The following is a 19,359-nucleotide window of genomic DNA, read 5'->3' on the forward strand; positions in this document are numbered from 1 at the left end:
GTAATTTTATTAATGTGGCTCATTTTTATTGCCCAAATTGCCACATGTTATTTAGCGTTTGCGGCTTGGATTTGAGCTTTGATGTGTTGCATAAACTCAGGCATGTTTGCCAAACGATCTGCTTCTATTTGCTTGGCAATATCAGATTCACTCATAGAGTCATTCCATTCTTTCATGCCAGGTATCTGTGCTAGGACATCCCATTCAAGCTGGCTAGACGCAAAGGTATTGACAATCAGATTGACGTAATGCACATAGATGTCGGCCATGGTGAACTGCTCACCTGCAATCCAAGGCGAAAATTTGCACAAGCTATTCAATGCCCCAACGCCACGCTCTAACACTTGGCGCACTTCAGCTTTGAGCGCATTAGGAACGGTCGCACCTGAGAAAACATAGGGAATCAGACGGCGGCTTGGTAACTCAAAATACAGCTCAGCTATTTTCATGATTTGGCGTACGATAGCGCGCTCGCCAGCATCAGCAGGATATAGCGACGTATCAGTGTAAGTCTCTTCGATAAAGTCACAAATGACACTCGACTCTGAAATATTAAGTCCGTCATCGTTAGTGATGGCAGGCACCTTACCCACTGGACTGACAGTGAGCAATTCTTCGCTACCAGCAAAGACAAGATTTTCTTGGAATGGGATATTTTTGTGTAAAAGAGCGTGTTTTACGATGTTGTAATAGTTGCTTGCAGCAAAGCCGTGCAAAGTAATCATAAGTCATTCTTCCATTGTTGACGTAAAAGTTATTTTTAATCGTGTTTTCATTGCAACGCCTAAGTTAAACACATTATTACTGGTTTTAACGTGGTTATATATAAGGTAAAACGTCAATCACTATTGCTATTAAGACAATAATAAGGTGAAAATACCTTAGCTATCATACTGCTTATATATTTACTTTATGGAGAAATTGATTGGACCAGCTACGCGCAATACGATATTTCAGTAAAGTTGTAGAGACAGGCAGCTTTACCAAAGCGGCAAAGGCGTTCGATGTACCGCCATCCTCATTGTCGAGACGAGTGTCTGACTTAGAGAAGAGCTTGGGTGCGACACTGTTACAGCGGTCAACCCGTATCGTTAAATTGACGGAAGTAGGGCGTGTTTACTACAACGATGTACAGCAGATATTGAATCAACTCGAGCAAAGCAAAGAAACGGTTCGCAGTTATCAAACAACACCAATGGGACGCCTACGTATCAGCTCGATGGTGGGATTCGGTGAAAGAATATTGCTCCCTTTACTAGATGAGTTTAGCGCGTTATATCCCCAAATTGTGTTGGATGTCAGTTTAAGTGATGAGTTATCTGCACTTGGCCGTGATGATGTCGATATTGCGATTCGTGGTGGCTACGCGCCAAACGAGCGGGTGCTGGCGATAAGACTCATGGATAACGAATTTATTCCCGTTGCATCCCCTAGTTATTTGGAGAAATACGGTATCCCTGAGCATGTCATGGAGTTAAAGGAGCATAGAGGCCTTTATTTTAAAGCGCCAAATGGGCCAACACCTTGGCTATGTTATGTGGATGAGCAATGGCATGATGTCTCAGGACCAGCAGTGGCAATTTCAAACAATGGACCATGGCTAGCAAAAAAGGCTTGTGATGGCGAAGGTATCTTAATGTCAACCCGATGGGCGTTGGCATCCTACCTTGAGTCGGGCGCGTTGCAAGAGCTTACCTTTGAGCATGAGTTGGCCGTCACTCAGCATTCAGATATGGCGATTTATTTGCTGTATCAAAAACAGCGCTATTTAGTGCCAAAAGTAAAGGCGGCGGTGGATTTTTTGGTGGAGAAAATAAAAGAAAAGAAGTGAGTGAAATAGCCTAAGAAAAATTTTTATAGTCAATTCATGCGCACTTAGATATTCTACGGGTTTAATCAATGCAGGCGAGTATGAAGAAAGTTTGTTGCCTAAATGAGATGGTGATAGTCTGGAAACACTTAGCAGATATTGCCTTGGTCCAATGAACGACGATGCAATGTAAGCTGCGTGTCATATTAACACTAAAACTTTAGGCTACTTTTAATAAGGAGTGCATATGTCAGAGTATTTTGCCAAAATCAACTGGGTGAGAGATAGCCAAGAAAGCTATATTGACAACCAATATAGCCGAGGGCACGAATGGATATTTGATGGTGGTGTCGTCGTGCAAGCCTCATCTTCTCCTCACATAGTGCCTTTACCGTATTCTGTTGAGGCAAATGTCGATCCTGAAGAAGCTTTTGTTGCCTCTCTTTCAAGCTGTCATATGCTCTTCTTTTTATCTATTGCCGCAAAAAGAAAATATGTGGTTGATTCATATATAGACAATGCGGTTGGCACGATGGAAAAGGACAGCGACGGTAAAGTCTCAATGACAAAGGTAATCCTAAAGCCGAAGGTTACATTCTCAGGTGATAAGCAGCCGACCATGGAACAACTTGAAAAAATGCATCATCAATCGCATGAGCAATGCTTTATCGCGAACTCGGTGAAAACTGAGGTGGTTACGGAAATCGTAGCTTAAGCGCTTTTAAACAAGGACAAAAAATAGTTGGTTTTGCTCCTTGGTCGTTAATTTGAATTAACTGTTCTTAGCTTCTTAATGAGGCGTTTAGGCTGTAAAATTACTTTTTTTAAGAAGAATAGTATCTATTATGGGTTTTAAATTTATTATCCAACGCATTTAAAAATGCTTAGAATTAATTATAGGAACTCAGTTTTTTAATTGAATTTGGCTGTTGGAGTTATTCTACAGCTTCGTTAGCAATAAGGAGGATTTTGAAAACTCATGGCAGACCATAAACTTGTATTAGGGAAAGAGTTAATTGAGGGGATTGTGCATTTAGGTCGTGTCCTTGGCTATCATGTTGAGGAAGAGTTTCCTGTAGATGAAGCAATATATGGTGAATCTCCAGCGGTGGACGTTGCGTGGTTTTCCAAAAAGGGCAATCGATTTCCTTTATTTATTTTTGAAGTTGAAAGTAAAGCTACTAACGGAATGACAAATAACCCATTAAAAGTATATGCACAAGAAAATAGAGCATTTGAAAAACCTCTTTTTTTCTTTCATATTATAGCTCAAGGTGGTGTGCATTCAAGTCGACCAAGGAACTTAGAAGCCCAATACGGGAAAAATAATTACCGTATATATTTGGTCGGCAGTGATAGCGCTAATGATCTAATTAAAGATGTTCTTAATCAGCATTCAAGAGTTAAAAACGATGTTGATTATTTATCTCTACATCAATTGCTTTCATCAAAACTTTGGTCCAATAAAGTAACCTACTCAGAATTGCTAATGCACTCAGTAGGGCTTGGATTATCGAAAGAGAAAGTTATTTCCTCATATATACGAATGAGTAGAACTGATTCAGATTTGTTTCCCGATTTTATTCAATTGATAACGGATGACTCTAAACATGAATTTTCGAATACCATTTTAGATTCATACCTTGGCAGTCAATGGCATGTTCCTATACTTTGCTCGATGCTTTGTGGGGTGAGTAAAGATAATGACAAATCAGACTATTGGTCATCAATGCTAGTTAAGTGGCAGCGTAATAATGCTTATATGCCAATGATTACACCGTCATTTGGATTGTCTAGAGATTACGATGAATTCATACTTGGCTGTGCCCCTCAGTTAATCTGTTTGTGTGTTGTTTTATCTTCTAACAAAGGAGAGTTCCAATCTGATTTAATAGAAGCGCTTGACAAAAGCTTAGATAAAGTTGGCATTTGTTGGGCTGGTTTAAATACAGCAATTTATTTACTTCATATTAGTGCTGCCTTGGAACTTTCAAATTCGTATAAAAAAGCTAAGTTTTACTTAGAAGAATTTAAAGACATATCTGAAACCAATATATACCAACCTCCCTCTGTTGTTTCTGTTATGGAAGGTGAGTTTGATGACTACTTTAACCATGGAAATGGCTTAGCCATTCCTTCAATGGAAAGTTTTCATATATCATGTGTAAAACAGTATCAAAATAATTGCTGTGATTTGGAGTCTTTAGTGTTAAAAGCACTGGATGATGATTCATATATCTACGAATGGTCAAATGATTTACTTGGTTCACTTTGGACAAAAATTGCTAAAAAGGTACTAAAATAGTGGGTTAGGTTTCGCTGAGCTACACATTTTAAATGCTTTCAGGCTGAAAAGTACTCGCTAACGGCTCTATTTTTATAACGGCAAGGCTAAATGGGCGCTAACCAATTGAGCCAATATTTCCTATACAGTTACTCTATCGGAGAAGGCTTACCATGTGGGCTTGAGCGCAGGTACTGTTTGGGCGCTTTGACGGTTGCGCCAAGCTCGGCCGCCGCATGCCAAGGCCAGTGCGGGTCATACAGGATGCCGCGTGCTAAGGCAACCGCATCCGCTTGCTGCTTGGTGATGATGCTTTGCGCTTGCTCGGCTTCGGTTATTAAGCCTACTGCGATTACTGGTATATCTACGGCTTCTTTTATGGCGGTTGCAAAAGGCACTTGGAAGTTCGCTTCCACAGGAATCTGCTGTTCTGGACTAAGTCCTGCGGTGCTCACATGGATATAATCACAGCCTAACGCCGCTAATGCTTTAGCCAGTTCGATCGTTTGTGTGAGATCCCAGCCGCCCTCAACCCAATCGGTTGCAGACACCCGAACGCCCACTGGTTTATTGCTTGGAAATTCGGCCCGAACCGCTGTAAATACGTCAAGTAACAAGCGCATTCTGTTCTCAAGGTTGCCACCGTATTGATCATCACGTTTGTTAGAAAGTGGCGATAAAAACTGATGTAATAGATAACCGTGCGCCCCATGAAGTTCAATTAAGTCGAGGCCTAGCGCATCTGCGCGTTTTGCCGCATGGACAAAATCGCTTATTAGCGCATCAATGTCATTTTTATCCATTGCTGTGGGTACAGTAGAATTTTCGTCATACGCCAGCGCCGACGGTGCCACCGTTTGCCAGCCATTTAACTGATCAGGGGCAATCGAACCGCCGCCGTCCCATGGTTTTTTGGTTGACGCTTTACGCCCAGCATGGGCCAGCTGGACGCCTATCGGCATAGGGCTATACTGTCTGATTGCTGTTAGCGTTTTATCCAGTGCCGTTTGTGTCCTGTCATCCCATAATCCTAAATCAGCATAGCTGATACGTCCTTGTGGATTGACCGCAGTTGCTTCTAAAATAAGTAATCCTGCACCGCTCAAACTCATTTGGCCTAAATGGATCGTATGCCAATCACTCGCCGCGCCATCGTTGGCAGAGTATTGGCACATGGGTGCGATGATAATACGGTTATCTAGTGTTAGTTGCCCAAGTTTCAAAGGCGAAAAAAGTTGGCTCATGGTAAATCCTTAAAAACGTGCCTAAAAGCACGTAAAATAAAAAGACACGTAACATAAAATGCAAAAGCGATATCAATGACTTATATGGCTTATATGATTACTGCTTGAATAGTTGGTGGAGATGAATCGTTATTTTTATAGGGTACATTCAAGTGATGCTAGCTAATATACAAATTACTCTCAATCATGTTTTTCATATGTAGTAGGCGCGGGGCGATGTCTTCTTCTAATTTGGTGCGGCTAAGGATAAAGCTTGGTGCGCCGCAGTTAAACGTGAGCAAACCTTCCGTCGGGTGCATCAGCGCAATGGCCACCGCATTGACATCTTTTTGCCATTCACTAATAGAAAAACAGTAGCCGTAATCCTCATAATCTTGAAAGGCTTTGTCTAATCCTCGTCTGATCTTTAGCCAATCATCCTTATACTTATTACGAATCGCATTCAGGATAAACTCTTGCTCAGCAGGTGGCATACTTGCCAAGCAGGCTCTCCCCATCGAGCTCAAATGAATCGGTAGATAAGAGCCGACATTGCGTTGCATGGTAGTACTACCGGCACCTTGTACGACGTTTAGATACACCATCATCAGTCGATCACGAGTAGCCATGGCAACGGCACTATTGGCATAATCTGCTAGCTCTTCCATATAAGGGGTTGCTAGGTTATTGATAGAGATGTTGGTCATCATTGTGTAGCCAAAACCAAGTACTCCTGTCGAGAGCTGATACTTACTGCTGTTGGTCGACTGTTTGAGATAGCCTAATTTTACCAAGGTATACGTCAGACGAGTGATGGTTCCTTTAGGAAGTCCTGTCAGCTGGCTTAAGTCTTGATTGCCTAAGTAAGGTCGCTGCGGGGTAAAACAGCGCAGCAGCTCGAGACCGCGAGCCAATGCTGTGACAAATTGTCTGTCGTTTTTATCTCGCATCTCCGCAATGGGTTCTAACAATTCAATATGCATCTCATGGTTAGTATCGTCATCGGCAAGGGTATCATTCGTCATATGCAGCCTATTATCCCCAATTAAGTCCATACAAACATTATAAAAGTTCACTACCTAGCACATTCTATGAGCCAGCACCTACTTCCGGTACTGCTCTTATTGTCACGTGCTAATCGTAGTCTGTCCCTTTAATTATACTATATTAACTGATATTTACAGTCTCAGCATAGCACGATGCAGAGAGTTTGTTTCGCTATGCGGTATGAACGGTAGTGATATCTGTCATAAGAGGCATTATTACGCCTCTTGTGGATCATACTGCTTTTCTTTTATAAACAAAGTCGGGATCAGACCACATAGGAAGTAGGCACCTGCCATCAGGAGCAGACCTGCACCGATAGAGCTATGCATGGCCATATAACCAATAGCAACAGGAGCAATCACAGAGCCAAGCCGTCCGATATTAAATGCACCACCAATCGCAGTACCTCGGATAGCGGTAGGAAAGCTTTCGGTCAAATAAGTGGCGTTGATGGCATAAGGAATACCATATAAGAAGCCAAAGGTGATCATTAGCCAGCCGATATTTTCTGGAGTATGCATATAGACCAAAATAGGGATAAACAATGCGGTGCCCATCGTGCCAAAGGCAAAGACTATTTTTCGACCGATTTTATCCGCCATGAACCCAGCCACTACTTTGGCAAACATCATAGTCAGATACGTTCCCGCCATATATAGCGCCATTTCTTTAAACTTGATACCCAGCTCAGTTTCTAGATAAGAAGGTAGCCAATTACTCACACCAAAATATCCAAATAGTAAAAGCCCTGAACTCATTGACCACAATATAAACATGATGCGATGTTTGGGATTTTCAAATATGGCTTTGTAGGGATTTTCAGCCTTTTGCAGTGTGTTTTTCTCGCCACTCAATTTACGCGCACGAGACTCTTTCCAAGATTGTGGTTCAGGTACTAGGAAATACATGGATATTGAAAGGAGAATGGGCAAAAATGTTAAAAGGTATAATGTACGCCACCCATAGCTGGGAATGATCCATGCTGAAATACTCGTAATCACCAAAGACCCGAGCGTAAAGCCTGTCATGAGCGCAGCAAGTACAGTAGTTCGATGCTTAGTCGGTACCATCTCTGACATAAGCGTATTGGTCGCGATATACAAACTACCCAGACCCAAACACGCAAATACCCGCAGTGCTATAAATTGCTCATAGCTTTGTACAAATCCACTAAAACCAGATAGGATTGAGAACATCCCAGTAGCCAGAACAATCACGCGTACCCGTCCAAAACGATCACAGGCCCAGCCGCCAAAAACACCGCCAATCGCCATGCCAAACAATGACCAACTGCCTAGCGCGCCAGCTTGTACATTGGTCAATCCGAATTCTTGTTTTAGGCTAGATAAGGTAAAGGCAAGAATACCGATATCAGCCCCATCACATAATAAAACCAAGAAACAAAAAACAAAGGCCAGTTTCCAAGGTTGTTTTTGGGTAGCGCTTGCGCTTGGATCTGACGTTATAGCCACACTTTTCACAATGTATATCCTTATCGTTGTGAGAATCAAAGACTGAGCTTATGAAGAGGGAAGGACGGTATCCGCATCCTAGCAAATACCGCTGTGCATTTTGGTGGGAGAAAAAGTGCGCGTTATTACTCGCTGGCTTCTTTGATCATATTGCGGGCAATAATGACTTGCTGAATTTGCGTGGTACCTTCATACAAACGATATAGACGGACATCACGATAAAAACGCTCAATACCGTAGTCTGCGATATAGCCTGCGCCGCCATGAATTTGTACCGCTCTATCAGCAACACGGCCACACATCTCGGTTGCAAACATTTTGGCACACGAGGATTCGGTCACGACATCTTTGCCCTCATCACGTAGACGTGCAGCGTCTAGTACCATGGATTTGGCAGCATAGATTTCTGCTTTTGAGTCAGCGAGCATGCCTTGAATAAGCTGAAAACTGGCAATGGGTTGACCAAATTGCTTACGTTCGACGGCATAGTTGAGCGCATCGTTCAGCATGCGAGTGGCGGCTCCAGTACTGGCTGCCGCAATATGCAAGCGCCCTTTATCAAGAACTTTCATGGCCGTTTTAAAGCCCACACCCTCGACACCGCCAATGAGCGCATCAGCTGGTACGACACAATTATCAAAGATGACATCGCAGGTATGCGCGCCTTTTTGCCCCATTTTTTTATCGATTTTGCCCAAGGTAATACCGGGGGTGTCGCTCTCAACAATAAATGCTGAAATCCCGCCAGAACGTTTGTTTTGCGGATCAGTGCGTGCCATGACAGTGAATACGCCAGCTTGCGGGGCGTTGGTGATATAACGCTTGGTGCCATTGATGATATAAGTATCACCATCCTTAATAGCGGTCGTTTTCAATGAGGCGGCATCTGAGCCTGACTCCGGCTCAGTCAAACAGAACGAACCGATGATTTCACCACTAGCCAGTCGAGGTAGATACTTCTGTTTTTGTGCTTCAGTGCCATCAATCACTAGGCCAGATGAGCCAATACCATTATTTGTCCCTATTAATGAGCGAAACGCAGGGGAGGTACGTCCTAACTCAAATGCCAGCGTGACTTCTTCTTCCATAGTGACACCAAGTCCGCCGTATTCTTCGGGTATGGTCAATCCGAAAAGCCCTAATTCTCGCATTTGCTCAATGATCTCTTCTGGAAGACGGTCATTTTCGGCAACCCAATGTTCCATAGGGACAAGTTGATCGTTAACGAAGTTACGAATGGTTTGGGTGATGTGGTCGAGGGTCTCTTTATCTCTAATCATATGAATCTTCCTTGTTTGATTGATGCCTGATATCAATATCGGCTCTGTGACTGTAATAAATAATGTGACGTCCTTGGATAAACAGCATAATCGATGAATTATTAAATTACAATAGTCTTGGTTTAAAAAACCGCATTGCGGTATTTATACAATTGAATATGGCTTTTTATTTTAAATTTATTCTAATTTATCAATTTTTTATGCTTCACAAACCAAAATAAACAGTATATATTGATATTAAATACCGCATAGCGATATTTAATATTCAAAATAAATGCTTTGCTAGAGTGTTTGTACTTTATACAAAAATGATGTTTAAGGAGTCGATCATGGAAGAGCCGCTCATTATTTGTGAGAAAAAAGGAGAGGGCGTGAGTGTTGTTAGACTTAATCGCCCCAAAGTGCGCAATGCACTAAACAGTGAGCTACGCCAACAAATGGCAGATCTGTTCATTCAACTAAATGATGACCCACAAACCAAAGCGATCGTCCTTACTGGCGGTGACAAGGTGTTTGCCGCTGGTGCGGATATCAACGATTTTTTGACTACTAGCACAGTGGATATGTACCTGCGTCATAGTGAACGCTATTGGAATGCCATCACTAACTGCCGAAAGCCTATTATTGCTGCCGTCAATGGTTATGCTTTGGGCGGTGGCTGTGAGCTGGCCATGCATGCTGACATCATCATCGCAGGCAAGTCTGCCAAATTTGGTCAACCCGAAATCAAAATAGGCCTCATGCCAGGTGCTGGCGGAACGCAGCGTTTGTTTCGCGCGGTTGGCAAACATAAGGCCATGAAGATGGTACTAACGGGCGATATGATTAGCGCTGATGAGGCGGACACAATGGGGCTGGTATCTGAAGTCGTTGAAGACGAGGCTACCATCACACGCGCCATCGAGATTGCTGAGCAGCTATCACATTACTCTCCCATTGCCTTAGCGCAAATCAAAGAAGTGGCAAATCTAGGTGTTGATATGCCTTTAGAAGGTGCGTTGGCTTTAGAGCGTAAGGCTTTCCAGATTTTGTTCAATACTCACGACCAAAAAGAAGGCGCTAAAGCCTTCCTAGAAAAGCGTCCTGCAGAATATAAAGGGCATTAATCCCTAGCCGCGTTAATTCATAAGCACGTGAATTCAGAGCCACATTGTGATCGCTTTTGAACCAAGTTATCACCTTTGAACCGAAATTTCATAGCAAATCATGTAGAGAGTTATTATGACTGTGAACACAATTGCCATTATAGGCACTGGTATTATGGGCATGGGTATTGCTCAAATTGCTGCTCAAGCTGGTATCCAAGTACTGTTATATGACGCCAAATCAGGCGCTGCTGAACAAGGACGACAATCCTTGCAAAGTACCCTAGAAAAACTAACTGCTAAAGGCAAGTTTACCGATGAGCAGCTACAGGATACTTTAAGTAATTTGACGGTGCTACAAGAGCTTAGCCAAATTGCGACTGCTGAGATAGTGATTGAAGCTATTATCGAAAATCTAGACATCAAAAAACAGCTTTTTGCCCAGTTAGAAGGTGTGGTCACTGCCGATACTATTTTGGCGACCAATACCTCCTCCTTATCAGTGACCGCAATTGCTGCTGACTGTGACTACCCAGAAAGAGTGGCAGGATTTCACTTCTTTAATCCAGTCCCTTTAATGAAAATTGTAGAGGTCATTCCAGGCCTGTCTACGCAGCAATCAGTGGTTGACGTGCTCTCCGATTTGGCCAAACGTATGGGTCACCTAGGTGTGGTAGCAAAAGACACACCGGGTTTTATCGTCAATCATGGCGGTAGAGCGTACGGTACAGAAGCATTAAAAATATTGGGTGAAGGGGTAACAACGTTTGAGAATATTGATCAAATTTTGCGTGAAGGGGCAGGGTTTCGCATGGGGCCGTTTGAGCTGTTAGACCTCACTGGTATCGATGTATCGCACCCCGTGATGGAGTCGATTTACAATCAGTTCTATCACGAAGCGCGTTATCGCCCGCATCCATTGACCCGTCAAATGCTAGTAGGTAAAAAGCTTGGTCGTAAGGTTGGTGAAGGGTTTTATCACTATAAAGACGGTCAGAAGCTGTCAGCGACTACTGCTCAAAGTCAGTCGTCCGAAGCGCTTATATCTGATGCCATTATTACCTCAGTTTGGGTTGGTGCTGATCTGGTAGAAGACAAAACTCAGCTGGTCAATTACCTAAAGTCTCAGGGTGTCACTATCGATGACAACGACAAGCCAAACCCTGATAGTTTGGTGCTGCTCGCACCCTATGGCGAAGATACGACTAATGCTGCGATTCGTTATCAGGTCGATCCCAAGCAAGCCGTTGCCATTGATATGCTCACTGGACTAGCAAAGCATCGTACTTTGATGCCAAGTCTCGTCACGCAGGAAACATTTATCGCACAAGCTTATGCGTTATTCAGTAAAGGCTTGGCTGCCAGTGAGGCAATCACACAGTCTATGGTCGGTGCCACGCTAATTACCGAAAGCGTGGGCTTTGTGGCACAGCGTGTGGTCGCTATGGTGATTAACCTTGGTTGTGACATTGCTATGCAAGGGATTGCTTCACCTGAAGACATCGATAATGCTGTCAAGCTTGGGCTAGGTTATCCATATGGTCCTATCTCTTGGGGCGATCATCTTGGCGCTTCGCGTGTGCTGCTCATTTTAGAGCGTATCTATGCGCTCACAGGCGATCCGCGCTATCGCCCAAGCCCTTGGTTACAACGCCGTGCCAAGCTTGATGTGTCATTGTTCACTCAGCAAACCATTTATTAGTACAAACAACAAAATATCGTTATAAAACCATGATTCAGAGTTAAAAATACGACAAGGAAACGTTATGTTAGATGCCTATATTTATGATGGATTAAGAAGTCCTTTTGGTCGATATGTTGGCGCATTAGCACCCGTACGCGCTGACGATTTGGTTGCTACCGTGATGAAAGCGTTGGTCGAAAAGCACCAATTATCTGCTGATATCTTTGATGAAGTGTTGCTAGGCAGTGCCAACCAAGCAGGCGAGGACTCTCGCAATATCGCGCGTAACGCTGCTCTATTAGCAGGGCTGGATGTAACAACCCCAGGCCAGACAGTAAACCGTCTATGTGCGTCAGGTCTGTCTACTGTTGTCGATGCTGCTCGCAGTATTACGTGTAATGAAGGGGATATTATTTTAGCAGGTGGGGTCGAGTCGATGACGCGTGCGCCGTTTGTATTTGCCAAGACAGAGCAGCCTTTTAGCCGTGACTTTCAAGTATTTGATACAACCATTGGTAGCCGTTTCCCCAACCCAAAGATTATTGAGCAGTTCGGCAGTGATACCATGCCGCAGACGGGCGACAATGTCGCGCAGAAGTACGGTATTACGCGCGAGGAAGCCGATAAATTTGCAGCCGCATCGCAAGCCAAGTACCAAGCTGCCAAGCAAGCAGGATTTTTTGACGATGAGATAACACCTATCACTGTCTCCCAAGGTAAGAAATTGCCTGCAAAAATAGTAGTGGATGATGAGCATCCCCGTGCCAGCTCTAATATGGAAGCACTACAAAAGCTGAAGCCTTTAAACAAAGATGGAATCGTCACCGCAGGTAATGCGTCTGGCATCAATGATGGCGCTGCTGCTCTAATCATCGGCTCAAAGCAAGCAGAGGAAAAGCTAGGCTTTAAACCGATTGCCAAGATCTTATCATCAGGTGCAATGGGTGTTGAACCCAATATCATGGGCGTGGGTCCTGTTGAAGCGATTAAGCTGGCATTAAAGCGTGCGGATCTAACCCTTGAGGACATGTCTGTCATTGAGATTAATGAAGCATTTGCTGCTCAAGTGCTTGGCTGCCTAAAAGGGTTGGATATTGATTTTGATGATAAGCGTGTCAATCCTAATGGTGGAGCCATCGCTGTCGGTCATCCGCTTGGCGCATCAGGTGCAAGAATCGCCTTGAGTACCGCTCGAGAGCTACAGCGTACGGGCGGCAAATATGCCGTGGTCAGCTTGTGTATTGGTATTGGGCAAGGGCTTGCCATGGTGATAGAGCGCGTCTGAGACTCAAAAGCACGCCGCCCCATTACTGATTATAGTTGATTCAGTTTAAAAGAGAGACAAGGCAACCGAGCGCAGATGTAACTGTGATACTTCAAGTGAAGTTAACGCTGTCACTCTTTTATAGAGGATTGACTATATCAAGGACAATTTATTATCAAGGAAGATACCATGACAACCATACTCAACGAACACGATAACTACCATCAAGCCGAAGAAGCGTATGGGTTTCCGTTAATTATCAAACAGCTACTAAACCGCGCCAAGATTGCTTCCACCAACCAAACCATTAGCTATGCCGACAAAGTCACTTATACCTATGCTGAGTTTTTTAAGCGTATTAATCGCTTGGCCAATGTATTAAAAAATATGGGCTTGAAGGCAGGTGATGTGGTCGCGGTCATGGACTGGGACAGTCATCGTTACCTTGAGGCATACTTTGCAGTACCAATGTCAGGCATGATTTTGCAAACCGTTAATGTCCGTCTGTCTGAAGAAAAAGTGCTATATACCGTCAATCATGCTGCGCCAAAAGCCTTATTGTTGAATGCTGAATTTGCGCCGATGATTAAAGACTATCGTGACGATGCGCCTTCTATTGAGCATGTGATGTGGGCTGATGATGCAGAGGATGATAAAGCTGAGCTGCCAGACTATGTCGATGGCGAATATGAGGCACTATTAGCAGCTGCTAGTGATGAGTTTGACTTCCCAGACTTTGATGAAAATACCATCGCTACGACGTTCTACACCAGTGGCACGACAGGCGATCCAAAAGGGGTTTTCTTTACTCATCGCCAGATAGTATTACAGACAATGGCAAGCACCTTGGCGTCAGCCCTCAATGCCGAAGGTCAAGGCGCGCGCTACAACGATGTCTATATGCCGATGACGCCTTTGTTCCATGTACATGCGTGGTGCTGGCCATATGGCGCTACCATGATAGGGCTCAAGCAAGTATATCCAGGACGATATCTGGCACCAAAATTGGTCGATTTGATTGAGGAGCACAAAGTCACGCTATCACACGGTGTCCCAGCAATATTACAGATGCTTCTCAAAGAAATGGCAGAACGTAGCCGAAAATTTGAGAATCTCAAACTGTTACTAGGTGGCTCAAAGCTTAACGAAGGCTTAGCCAAAGCAGCTATCGAGTGCGGTATCGAGTTTATGTCAGGGTTTGGGATGTCAGAATCGTGCCCTGTACTGTCTCGAGCAGTATTCGATGACAAAACAGAGTCGATGACGCTAGAGGATAACCTTAACTATCGTTGTCTGTCAGGTTCACCCATTATGCTAGTTTCAATGGAGATCTGGGATGAAAATGGTAAACCACAACCCATGGATGGCCAATCGACAGGCGAGCTTGTGATACGCGCGCCTTGGCTAACGCAAAGTTATTTTAAAAATCCTGACGCAGGTAATGAGTTATGGGAAGGCGGCTGGATGCATACTCAAGACATCGCCTGCATGACCGCTGATGGTACGCTAAGCATCACAGATAGGCTCAAAGATGTCATTAAATCTGGCGGCGAATGGGTATCCTCGCTTGAGGTCGAAACCATTTTGTCCTTTCATCCTAGCGTCGCTGATATCGCGGTGATTGGTGTGCCAGATGAGCGTTGGGGCGAGCGTCCCTTGGCATTGATCGTGCTAAAACCAGACCATGCCGACACAAAAATGGAAGATATTTTGGCATTGGGTCATCAAGCAGTAGAGAGAGGTCATCTGCCAAAATACGGTGTGCCAAGTGAAGTGAGATTTCTATCAGAAATGCCAAAAACCAGCGTCGGTAAACTCGATAAAAAACGCATGCGTTCGATGTACTCAGAAAATCTCATCTAGTCAAACAATTCGGTCACCATTAAATCGATTTTGACAAAAGTGAAAGCTTGCATATACCCTAGTGTTTGACTAAAAGCTAGGGATGGGGGAGATGTGTGAGTCACGAGCACCCTGAGTCACACTCATCATCTATAACAAAACCTGTCTAATCAAAAGAGAGAAACTATGGAAGCTGCGCCTACATTCCCAGAAATACAAGAGATTGTCACAAACGATGACAATCACCCATTGCATGACTTTACCGTTATCTACCCTCAGCAAGTGGAATGGGGCGATATGGATACTTTTGGTCACGTTAACAACGTTGTCTATTACGAATATGCTCAAAACGCTCGTATCTACTACAACAGGCGGCTTGGTTTATTTAACGAACAGACGTCTTCGGTGATGGCAGCCTCGTCATGTCGATACCTCAAATCGGTTGCTTATCCTGATGAGTTATGGATTGGCGTCAAGGTCAAAAAAATCGGTAATTCAAGTCTGATTCATGAATATACCTATTACAGTACGGTGCTTAAGACAGTCGTTGCAATCGGTGAGTCAGTGTTGGTATATCTCGATAAATTGAGTGGACAAAAAAAGCCTATCGATGAGTCGCAAAAAGTAGCGATTGCTGCTTTGGAAAATATCAATCAAGGGGCCTAAAATCTAATTTATCGGTCAAATTATGATTGGGCTTTTTAATTAGAAAGTAGTTATTAAGTAGACGTTAATTTTCATCTAAAAGGATTATTTATTTTTATGGATTAAAGAAAACGTAGTAGCAATTGGGATTGATAAGGATATCAACATAAAACAGGGAATAGATGAATGATGCTTTATATAAAAAGGCTATCTGTAGGTTTTGCTATGGTTGTAACATGCGTATCTGCACAAGCAATCGATCTTGTGACAACAGGCGACACGACTTTGAGTATCGGCGGTTACATCAAAGCAGAAGGTGCTTTTAACTCTCCTGATGAAGGCGAGTCGGAATTTAAGAGTAATTTACGCCAGTCTCGTATCAATGTTAAGACGACCAAGTCCGTAGATGATAAAAAACTCACGGGTTTTATTGAAGGTGATTTTTATGGCGATTACGCCAAGGGCGGCTCAAATCTGCGCTTGCGTCATGCTTATGTTCAGGTTGATGATTTGACAGTGGGTAAGACTTGGAACGGTCAATTTTTGGCAGTGGCACCTCTGTCTACGGAGCAGCTTGATTTTTGGGGCACTGGTTTGGGCACGGCCTCTGGTGGCGGCTCTTATATTCGGCCAGATTTGACGTTGCACTATACTTATAAGGGACTGCGCTTTACGGCTCAAGACCCTGTTTATGATAATGCGAGCTTGCCTGACATGGTAGTAAGCTACAAAGATAAGATATCTAACTTTGACTATAACGTAGCTGTCACGGCTCGTGATGCTGAGAACGGAGATGGTTCCGATGTGGGTATCGGTGTTTCTTTAGCGGGCAAGCTGACATTGGGTAAAGATTCGCTCCATGCCAGTATATACAATGGTAAAGGCATGGGCGCCTATTCTGCCATCTGTGTTGGAGGACCACTAGTTATGAATGGCAGCGTAGACTGTGATGCTGAAGATGGGAAGCTCATCTCGCAAACTGGCTATAGCGTAGGGTATAAGCATCAATTTACCCAAAAGCTGCGCGGCAACTTGCGTTATGGTGAGGTAAATGTAGACGATGCGGCAGACACTTCTGCCAATGTAAAAAGCGCGAACCTTATTTATGAGTATCTACCAGATTTAGATTTGGGTGTTGAGTGGAGAAATCAGGATGTAACGACATTCCCATGGATGCCAGCAGGTCAGCAAATTGAAATAATGGCAAAATATGATTTTTGAATAAGCTAGATTGATAGAGTATCATCATGCCATTTGTGATGCAGCATCTGTTGAGAATCCGCTTAGCCTAATATTTCAGTAGGCTTGCGAAAATAGTGGTTAACAGCTCTTATTTAAATGTATTGTATTAAAAGAAATACCCCTTGAGTCTGACGTACATGGGGTGTTTCTTTAGAGTAGAAGATAGGATTAATCTTTATATGTAGCGGTAAAGCTGCTACTAAACAGGCAGTGCAGACTATCCAAGTAACGGAAACTGATAGAAAATAGCATATATACAGGTCGCAATCAGTACAACGCCAATACTAAGCAACATCATATATCTCTGAGGTGCTGACCATGCTATGTGCCAGTCTATTTTGCCTCTTGTGGTCAGCCATTCCATCACGCTAATAGCAATTGTTAGCCATAATGCTCCTACCAAAAATCCACCCATGACATCACTGAGATAATGCTCATTTAGCACAATTCGGCTCAGTCCAATCAGCAAACACAAAAAAATGGCCAGTGATAAAAAACGCACCTGATGGGCAAAATGGTTGCTAAAGCGAACCACCAAATAGGCAATGAAGCCATACAGTGCAATGCTGATGGTAGCGTGTCCACTGGGGAAAGAGTAGGTCTGTTCGTTTAATAAAATATCAATCGGCCGTGCTCGTTGAAATACTACCTTACTTAAAAAAGTAAAGGTGGTACTTCCTATAGTTGATAGTAGTAATCCAATTAAAAGATAAGGTTGGCGTACAACGGCGCAGATAATAGCTGTTAGCAGCACAATCAAGCAGGTGATCGGCGTAGAGCCTAAGCTGGTGATAAAAATAAACGCAGGTACAATGTTTGTCTCATGCAGTACACTCATATGTTGTGATACAAAGAGATCAGTGGTAACAATAGAGTCAGCCGTTACAACGTCTTCGACCAAACCTGCAAACAGTGCTAAAATGTAACCCACTACAAACATCGATAGTGTAAGCGTTAAGCCATGAAAATACTGGCGGCGAAAACGTTTTTCTAAAAAGCCAAAGAATGCTGGATGCTTTGCTCTAAAACGGATCAGCAGTGATTGTCGACACAAATATTGCCAAAGTCCCTCCGCATAAGGCAGCAGATACATTAGTACGTTTTTACCATAGCGAATTGTGAAGTGCTGTATTAGCCACAACAGTATCATAATGAAAACAATTACTGTACCTAAACTGAATAGTTGAGGATGATTTTCAATGAAGGCAATCATGGACAAAATTATTCCTGTTTACGTATCTGATATTGCACCAAGTAATGTGCTGAATAGTATTTAGTACAATTAGGCCGCTAGTACTGTATCAAACCTTATTAAGGCTATTGTCTGACTTTCTTTACGGTGTGTCGTTGTTTGAAGGTTTTACTTTGTTTGTTATTGTTTTGGCATAAGTATTAAATAGAGTATAAAAACAAGATGATCACTAACTATTAACGCTGCTACATTTTGGCAAATAAAGCGATCTCAATATGGAGCGGGTTAAGGTCACGTATACGATTTTAGATCATGCGTTAGAAGGTAGAGCTTTAACCATTTGGTTTTTTAAGAACAGCCCTCGACCAGATAAATCGCTTCTGGAATGCCAATATCAATCCTCTCTACCTCACCTTGTAGCGCGCTTTTGTCATCAGCGCTCCATTCCTTCTCAGACACACTGTTGCTGTTGAGCTTTTTCCCGCCTTTGAAGTGATACTTAATCTGTAGAGGTAGTGTCTCACCCTGATTATCCAGCTTGATTTTTTTCTCTGTTAGCGGTGCGTCTGATTGATAGCCATCAACGACCTCAAAATTGACGTTTGCAATCAGGTTGTAATAGTCACCATCTACGGCATATTTATCAATAGTATAATGGAGATTTTCATGATGTGCGCTCATCACCTCTGCCGCAGTGTCACCAACATGGATACCAGTGTAAAACGGTGTATTGGCATCTTGAATACGGATCAGCGCCACCTTACCGTCGATAATCTGATACAGAACAGCGGTTCTTTTGTCAGTTGCTTGGTCTATACCACGCTCATTTATAGCGCTCACATAGTAGCATTGCTCATTGTCACTGTTGCCTTTATTCAACCCAAAATCTGTTAATACCTTAGGAGTGATTGCTTGTCCAAAGTCTAGACCTTGATAGCCTGTAGTGCTTACAGTTTGATTATCAGGCATGATGGCGGCGGAAGTGCTTTCTTTTTCTGCTATTGGGTTATTTGTCTCAGTTCCATCCAAGTCAATGGTTTCAGTGCTATCGCTGCCGTTACTTGATAGGTTTGTATTTATTTTTAAATTATCGTCAGAGCGAGTGGCTCCGTTATCATCGATAGACGTTTGCGGTGAGTCGCAGCCTACGAGCAATTGCATACTGCCCATAAGACAAGCCGCTATCAATAGCAGTTTTATTTTTGTAGGTAATAAGGCATGGGGCAAACGCTGATGAGAATGGAACATGATATACTCCTAGAAGTAGCAGAGATACGCGATATATAACA

General features: G+C 43.3%; 16 protein-coding genes. 9 read left to right on the plus strand and 7 right to left on the minus strand.

Features of this window, described 5'->3' with window-relative positions:
- Positions 1 to 47: 47 nt before the first annotated feature.
- Entirely contained in the window at positions 48 to 725 is a 678-nt protein-coding gene (locus DXK30_RS00050; protein ID WP_114699921.1) for a glutathione S-transferase family protein, read from the minus strand.
- A gap of 200 nt (positions 726 to 925) precedes the next feature.
- Between DXK30_RS00050 and DXK30_RS00055 the strand changes: the two genes are divergently transcribed.
- The 3 genes from DXK30_RS00055 to DXK30_RS00065 all read left to right on the plus strand — a co-directional run bounded on the left by DXK30_RS00055 (position 926) and on the right by DXK30_RS00065 (position 4,115).
- A complete protein-coding gene (locus DXK30_RS00055; protein ID WP_114699922.1) occupies positions 926 to 1,831 on the plus strand; it encodes a LysR family transcriptional regulator in 906 nt (301 codons plus the stop codon).
- A 226-nt stretch (positions 1,832 to 2,057) separates the two neighbouring features.
- A complete protein-coding gene (locus tag DXK30_RS00060; RefSeq protein WP_114699923.1) occupies positions 2,058 to 2,525 on the plus strand; it encodes an OsmC family protein in 468 nt (155 codons plus the stop codon).
- 264 nt (positions 2,526 to 2,789) lie between these two features.
- Positions 2,790 to 4,115 (plus strand): hypothetical protein, encoded by a 1,326-nt coding sequence (locus tag DXK30_RS00065; protein ID WP_114699924.1) that lies wholly within the window; start codon positions 2,790 to 2,792, stop codon positions 4,113 to 4,115.
- A 128-nt stretch (positions 4,116 to 4,243) separates the two neighbouring features.
- On the opposite strand, the gene DXK30_RS00070 is transcribed toward DXK30_RS00065, so the two are convergent.
- From DXK30_RS00070 to DXK30_RS00085, 4 genes are all read right to left on the minus strand, one after another.
- Positions 4,244 to 5,338, minus strand: coding sequence for an NADH:flavin oxidoreductase/NADH oxidase (locus DXK30_RS00070; RefSeq protein WP_114699925.1), 1,095 nt, complete (start codon positions 5,336 to 5,338; stop codon positions 4,244 to 4,246).
- A gap of 158 nt (positions 5,339 to 5,496) precedes the next feature.
- A complete protein-coding gene (locus tag DXK30_RS00075; protein WP_114699926.1) occupies positions 5,497 to 6,342 on the minus strand; it encodes an IclR family transcriptional regulator in 846 nt (281 codons plus the stop codon).
- Between the two features lie 237 nt (positions 6,343 to 6,579).
- Positions 6,580 to 7,845 (minus strand): MFS transporter, encoded by a 1,266-nt coding sequence (locus tag DXK30_RS00080; protein WP_114699927.1) that lies wholly within the window; start codon positions 7,843 to 7,845, stop codon positions 6,580 to 6,582.
- A 116-nt stretch (positions 7,846 to 7,961) separates the two neighbouring features.
- Complete coding sequence (locus DXK30_RS00085) at positions 7,962 to 9,116, minus strand: acyl-CoA dehydrogenase family protein (protein ID WP_057759953.1); 1,155 nt, start codon at positions 9,114 to 9,116, stop codon at positions 7,962 to 7,964.
- Positions 9,117 to 9,445: 329 nt separating this feature from the next.
- On the opposite strand from DXK30_RS00085, the gene DXK30_RS00090 reads away from it, so the two are divergent.
- The 6 genes from DXK30_RS00090 to DXK30_RS00115 all read left to right on the plus strand — a co-directional run bounded on the left by DXK30_RS00090 (position 9,446) and on the right by DXK30_RS00115 (position 16,857).
- The gene (locus tag DXK30_RS00090; protein WP_114699928.1) at positions 9,446 to 10,222 is read left to right on the plus strand and encodes an enoyl-CoA hydratase; all 777 of its coding nucleotides are present in this window, start codon (positions 9,446 to 9,448) and stop codon (positions 10,220 to 10,222) included.
- 115 nt (positions 10,223 to 10,337) lie between these two features.
- Positions 10,338 to 11,903 (plus strand): 3-hydroxyacyl-CoA dehydrogenase, encoded by a 1,566-nt coding sequence (locus DXK30_RS00095; RefSeq protein WP_114699929.1) that lies wholly within the window; start codon positions 10,338 to 10,340, stop codon positions 11,901 to 11,903.
- Positions 11,904 to 11,967: 64 nt separating this feature from the next.
- Positions 11,968 to 13,170 (plus strand): 3-oxoadipyl-CoA thiolase, encoded by a 1,203-nt coding sequence (locus DXK30_RS00100; RefSeq protein WP_114699930.1) that lies wholly within the window; start codon positions 11,968 to 11,970, stop codon positions 13,168 to 13,170.
- A gap of 168 nt (positions 13,171 to 13,338) precedes the next feature.
- Entirely contained in the window at positions 13,339 to 15,012 is a 1,674-nt protein-coding gene (locus tag DXK30_RS00105; RefSeq protein ID WP_114699931.1) for a fatty acid--CoA ligase, read from the plus strand.
- 165 nt (positions 15,013 to 15,177) lie between these two features.
- On the plus strand, positions 15,178 to 15,657 hold the full coding sequence (locus tag DXK30_RS00110; RefSeq protein WP_114699932.1) for an acyl-CoA thioesterase: 480 nt from the start codon (positions 15,178 to 15,180) through the stop codon (positions 15,655 to 15,657).
- Between the two features lie 204 nt (positions 15,658 to 15,861).
- Complete coding sequence (locus DXK30_RS00115; RefSeq protein ID WP_227670747.1) at positions 15,862 to 16,857, plus strand: hypothetical protein; 996 nt, start codon at positions 15,862 to 15,864, stop codon at positions 16,855 to 16,857.
- Between the two features lie 238 nt (positions 16,858 to 17,095).
- Here the strand turns inward: DXK30_RS00115 and DXK30_RS00120 are convergent, their stop codons facing one another.
- Positions 17,096 to 18,091: a phosphatase PAP2 family protein gene (locus DXK30_RS00120; RefSeq protein WP_114699933.1), complete on the minus strand. Its 996-nt coding sequence runs from the start codon at positions 18,089 to 18,091 to the stop codon at positions 17,096 to 17,098.
- 327 nt (positions 18,092 to 18,418) lie between these two features.
- The gene (locus tag DXK30_RS00125) at positions 18,419 to 19,318 is read right to left on the minus strand and encodes a hypothetical protein (protein WP_114699934.1); all 900 of its coding nucleotides are present in this window, start codon (positions 19,316 to 19,318) and stop codon (positions 18,419 to 18,421) included.
- Positions 19,319 to 19,359: the final 41 nt, after the last annotated feature.

Source organism: Psychrobacter proteolyticus (assembly GCF_003350005.1).
Lineage (GTDB): Bacteria > Pseudomonadota > Gammaproteobacteria > Pseudomonadales > Moraxellaceae > Psychrobacter > Psychrobacter proteolyticus.

Coding starts and splice junctions, on each gene's coding strand:
- DXK30_RS00095 (WP_114699929.1), top strand. CDS start 10,338: ATGACTGTGAACACAATTGCCATTATAGGCACTGGTATTATGGGCATG.
- DXK30_RS00090 (WP_114699928.1), top strand. CDS start 9,446: ATGGAAGAGCCGCTCATTATTTGTGAGAAAAAAGGAGAGGGCGTGAGT.
- DXK30_RS00065 (WP_114699924.1), top strand. CDS start 2,790: ATGGCAGACCATAAACTTGTATTAGGGAAAGAGTTAATTGAGGGGATT.
- DXK30_RS00100 (WP_114699930.1), top strand. CDS start 11,968: ATGTTAGATGCCTATATTTATGATGGATTAAGAAGTCCTTTTGGTCGA.
- DXK30_RS00125 (WP_114699934.1), bottom strand. CDS start 19,318: ATGTTCCATTCTCATCAGCGTTTGCCCCATGCCTTATTACCTACAAAA.
- DXK30_RS00070 (WP_114699925.1), bottom strand. CDS start 5,338: ATGAGCCAACTTTTTTCGCCTTTGAAACTTGGGCAACTAACACTAGAT.
- DXK30_RS00120 (WP_114699933.1), bottom strand. CDS start 18,091: ATGATTGCCTTCATTGAAAATCATCCTCAACTATTCAGTTTAGGTACA.
- DXK30_RS00110 (WP_114699932.1), top strand. CDS start 15,178: ATGGAAGCTGCGCCTACATTCCCAGAAATACAAGAGATTGTCACAAAC.
- DXK30_RS00105 (WP_114699931.1), top strand. CDS start 13,339: ATGACAACCATACTCAACGAACACGATAACTACCATCAAGCCGAAGAA.
- DXK30_RS00115 (WP_227670747.1), top strand. CDS start 15,862: ATGGTTGTAACATGCGTATCTGCACAAGCAATCGATCTTGTGACAACA.
- DXK30_RS00050 (WP_114699921.1), bottom strand. CDS start 725: ATGATTACTTTGCACGGCTTTGCTGCAAGCAACTATTACAACATCGTA.
- DXK30_RS00085 (WP_057759953.1), bottom strand. CDS start 9,116: ATGATTAGAGATAAAGAGACCCTCGACCACATCACCCAAACCATTCGT.
- DXK30_RS00060 (WP_114699923.1), top strand. CDS start 2,058: ATGTCAGAGTATTTTGCCAAAATCAACTGGGTGAGAGATAGCCAAGAA.
- DXK30_RS00075 (WP_114699926.1), bottom strand. CDS start 6,342: ATGACGAATGATACCCTTGCCGATGACGATACTAACCATGAGATGCAT.